Source organism: Lutibacter sp. (assembly GCF_040883305.1).
Taxonomy (GTDB): Bacteria; Bacteroidota; Bacteroidia; order Flavobacteriales; family Flavobacteriaceae; genus Lutibacter.
The window spans coordinates 1-3899 of sequence record NZ_JBFLKT010000324.1; the positions used below are offsets into that span (position 1 = coordinate 1).

Genomic DNA, 3899 nt, shown 5'->3' on the forward strand with positions numbered 1-3899 from the left:
ACGTGGGCAAAAAGTTGCTTTTGTAGGTAAAAACGGAGAAGGAAAATCAACCATGATTAAAGCCATTATGAATGAAATTGATTTTGAAGGAAAATTAGAAGTTGGTCATAACGTAAAAATAGGATATTTTGCACAAAATCAGGCTTCATTGTTGGATGAAGAGTTAACTGTTTTTGAAACCATAGATCATATTGCAGTTGGTGATATTAGAACACAAATAAAGAACTTACTTGGTGCTTTTATGTTTTCTGGTGATGATACCACAAAAAAAGTAAAAGTACTTTCAGGTGGTGAAAAAACACGTTTGGCAATGGTAAAACTCTTGTTAACACCTGTAAATGTTTTAATATTAGATGAACCTACAAATCATTTAGATATGAGAACCAAAGATATAATAAAAGATGCTTTAAAAGATTTTGATGGTACTTTAATTTTGGTTTCTCACGATCGTGATTTTTTAGAGGGCTTGGCAGAAAAAGTTTTTGAATTTGGTCACAAACGCGTTAAAGAACATTTTGAGACTATTACTAGTTTTATGGCACTAAAGAAAATGGAAAACTTGAGTGAAATTGAAAAGTAGTTAAACAGATAGTGATAAAACATAAAAAACCCAATCGAAAGATTGGGTTTTTATATATAAGCAAGAAATTAAAAATCTATTTTACTTGATCTACAACTGCCTTAAAAGCTTCTGGGTTGTTCATCGCTAAATCTGCAAGTACCTTGCGGTTCAATTCAATATTATTAGCTTTTACTTTACCCATAAACTGAGAGTAAGACATTCCATACTGGCGGGCTCCAGCGTTAATACGTTGAATCCATAATGCACGGAAAGTTCTCTTTTTGTTTTTACGGTCTCTATAAGAATATAACATTCCTTTTTCTACCGCATTTTTTGCTACTGTATAAACGTTTTTTCTACGTCCAAAGTAACCTTTTGCTTGCTTCAATATCTTTTTTCTACGAGCTCTTGAAGCAACTGAATTTACTGATCTTGGCATAATTTCAATTTGTTTTTTGTAGTAGGCGATAAAAATTAATTTATACTTGTATTTGCACTACTCCAAGGTTAATAATTAAATTCCCTGTAACTTTATTATTTTAAAGTTAACTGTTGTAAAATGTTAGCTGTATCTGATTTATGTACTAAACCATCATGAGTTAACTTTAATTTACGTTTTTTGCTTTTCTTAGTCAAAATGTGACTTTTAAAAGCGTGTTTTCTTTTAATTTTTCCAGAACCAGTAAGCTTAAAACGCTTCTTAGCACTAGATTTGGTTTTCATTTTAGGCATCTTTCTTCTACTTTTTTATCTTGCTTAATATTTTTTCTTCGGAAAAAACTATACTATTAATAGTTGATTTTTGAAGTGTATTATTTCTTTTTTGGAGCAATATACATAATCATACGTTTACCTTCTAATTTAGGCATTTGCTCTACTTTTCCATATTCTTCAAGTTCTGTTGCCAGTCTTAAAAGTAATATATGACCTTGATCTTTATAAATTATAGATCTTCCTTTAAAAAACACAAATGTTTTTAATTTCGCTCCATCTTGTAAAAATTTAATGGCATGTTTCTTTTTAAATTCAAAATCATGCTCATCTGTATTAGGTCCAAATCTAATTTCTTTTACAACTACTTTAGTAGCTTTCGACTTTTGTGCTTTTTCACGTTTCTTTTGTTCGTATAGAAATTTTTTATAATCTATAATTTTACATACGGGAGGCACAGCTTTAGGCGATATTTCTACCAAGTCTAACTCTAGCTCTCTAGCTAACGCTTTTGCTTTTGAAATTGGATATACACCAATTTCAACGTTATCACCTACTAAACGTACTTCGTCAACATACGTGATTTTCTCATTAATCCTATGTTGATCTTCCTTAATTATTCTCCAGGGTTTTCTTCCCCCTGATCTTCTTTTAATTGCTATAACTGTAAAATTTAAATTAAACTAAAATTGTTCTAATGTACTATTAATTTCTTTTTTTATAAACGAAATAAATTCGTTATTTGATAATGTTCCAATATCTCCTTCTCCTTGTTTTCTTACAGAAACCGTGCCATCATTTTCTTCCTGCTCACCTACAATAATCATAAATGGAATTTTATTTAATTCCGCATCTCTAATTTTTCTTCCGGTCTTTTCGTTTCTATCATCTATAAGTGCGCGAATTTCGGAATTTTCTAGCAAACTTAAAACTTTTTCTGCATATTTTTGATATTTCTCACTGATTGGTAGTATAATAACCTGTTCCGGTGTTAACCAAAGCGGGAATTTACCTGCAGTATGCTCTAATAAAACGGCTATAAAACGTTCCATAGATCCAAATGGAGCTCTATGAATCATTACTGGTCGATGTAATTTATTGTCTGAGCCTTTATAATTTAAATCAAAACGTTCAGGTAAATTATAATCAACTTGTATGGTTCCTAATTGCCAACTTCTTCCTAAAGCATCCTTTACCATAAAGTCTAACTTAGGGCCATAAAATGCAGCTTCTCCATATTCTATAACATAATCCAGACCTTTTTCTTTAGTTGCAGTTATAATTGCATTTTCTGCTTTTTCCCAATTTTCATCGTTACCAATGTACTTTTCTTTGTTCTCTTTATCTCTTAACGAAACTTGAACTGTAAAGTTTTCAAAACTTAAAGATTTAAATACGTACAATACTAAATCAATAACATCTTTAAATTCTTTATCTAATTGATCAGGTGTACAGAAAATATGCGCATCGTCTTGGGTAAAACCTCTCACACGAGTTAAACCGTGTAATTCACCACTTTGCTCATATCTATAAACAGTTCCAAATTCGGCAAAACGTTTTGGTAATTCCTTATATGAATAAGGTTTATGATTATAAATTTCACAATGGTGTGGGCAATTCATTGGTTTTAATAAGAATTCTTCTCCTTCTTTTGGAGTACTTATAGGTTGAAAACTATCTTCGCCATATTTTGCATAATGTCCAGAAGTCACATACAATTCTTTTTGACCGATATGCGGTGTAATTACCATTTCATAACCAGCTTTTTTCTGAGCAGCTTTTAAAAACTGTTCCAATCTATCGCGTAAAGCAGCTCCTTTTGGTAACCAAAGAGGTAATCCTTGCCCTACTTTTGAAGAAAAAGTAAATAACTCTAATTCTTTTCCAAGTTTTCTGTGGTCTCGTTGCTTAGCTTCTTCTAATAACTCTAAATACTCCGTAAGCATTTTTTGTTTAGGAAAAGAAACACCATAAATACGAGTAAGTTGGTTGTTTTTTTCGTCACCTCTCCAATATGCACCTGCCGCACTCATAACCTTAACAGCTTTAATTATTCCTGTATTAGGAATATGTCCACCACGACATAAATCTGTAAAATCTGAATGATCACAAAATGTAATATCTCCATCTGTTAAGTTTTCAATTAACTCAACTTTATATTGATTTCCTTCTTCTTTATATTTAGCCAAAGCGTCTGCCTTACTAACTTCACGCATTTTAAATTCGTGCTTTCCTCTTGCTAGTTCTAAAAATTTCTTTTCAATTGTAGGGAAATCTTTTTCAGAAACTACATTTTCTCCAAAATCAATATCATAATAAAACCCATTTTCAATAGCAGGACCAATAGTTAATTTAACATTAGGGTATAAATGTTGAATAGCCTGAGCCATAACATGTGCGGATGAATGCCAGAATGCTTTTTTACCATCCGTGTCATTAAATGTATAAAGAATCAAAGATCCGTTTACCGTAAGGGGTGTATCGGTTTCAACAGTAATATTGTTGAATTGAGCTGAAATAACATTTCGGGCAAACCCTTCGCTAATGCTTTTTGCAACATCCATTGGAGTGCTCCCTTTCTTAAAATCTTTAATTGTACCATCAGGTAAAGTTATTTTAACCATAT

Annotated in this window: 5 protein-coding genes; 1 reads left to right on the forward strand and 4 read right to left on the reverse strand. The window is 31.4% G+C overall.

Translation table 11 applies throughout. The features are described 5' to 3' along the window. Positions 1–580 (forward strand): ATP-binding cassette domain-containing protein (locus AB1Z17_RS10320; RefSeq protein ID WP_368051722.1); only part of this gene is annotated, 580 nt, incomplete at its 5' end. Between the two features lie 76 nt (positions 581–656). Here the strand turns inward: AB1Z17_RS10320 and rplT are convergent. The 4 genes from rplT to thrS all read right to left on the reverse strand — a co-directional run bounded on the left by rplT (position 657) and on the right by thrS (position 3897). Continuing rightward, the gene (gene rplT, locus AB1Z17_RS10325; RefSeq protein ID WP_368051723.1) at positions 657–1001 is read right to left on the reverse strand and encodes a 50S ribosomal protein L20; all 345 of its coding nucleotides are present in this window, start codon (positions 999–1001) and stop codon (positions 657–659) included. Between the two features lie 95 nt (positions 1002–1096). Next, on the reverse strand, positions 1097–1294 hold the full coding sequence (rpmI, locus tag AB1Z17_RS10330) for a 50S ribosomal protein L35 (protein WP_089379680.1): 198 nt from the start codon (positions 1292–1294) through the stop codon (positions 1097–1099). Positions 1295–1374: 80 nt separating this feature from the next. Further along, positions 1375–1890, reverse strand: coding sequence for a translation initiation factor IF-3 (gene infC / locus AB1Z17_RS10335; protein ID WP_368051725.1), 516 nt, complete (start codon positions 1888–1890; stop codon positions 1375–1377). 66 nt (positions 1891–1956) lie between these two features. Beyond that, positions 1957–3897: a threonine--tRNA ligase gene (thrS, locus tag AB1Z17_RS10340; RefSeq protein WP_368051724.1), complete on the reverse strand. Its 1941-nt coding sequence runs from the start codon at positions 3895–3897 to the stop codon at positions 1957–1959. Between the last annotated feature and the right edge of the window lie 2 nt (positions 3898–3899).

What these genes read in the sequence shown, in the direction of transcription:
- rplT (WP_368051723.1), bottom strand. Translation starts at nt 1,001, where the DNA reads ATGCCAAGATCAGTAAATTCAGTTGCTTCAAGAGCTCGTAGAAAAAAG.
- thrS (WP_368051724.1), bottom strand. Translation starts at nt 3,897, where the DNA reads ATGGTTAAAATAACTTTACCTGATGGTACAATTAAAGATTTTAAGAAA.
- rpmI (WP_089379680.1), bottom strand. Translation starts at nt 1,294, where the DNA reads ATGCCTAAAATGAAAACCAAATCTAGTGCTAAGAAGCGTTTTAAGCTT.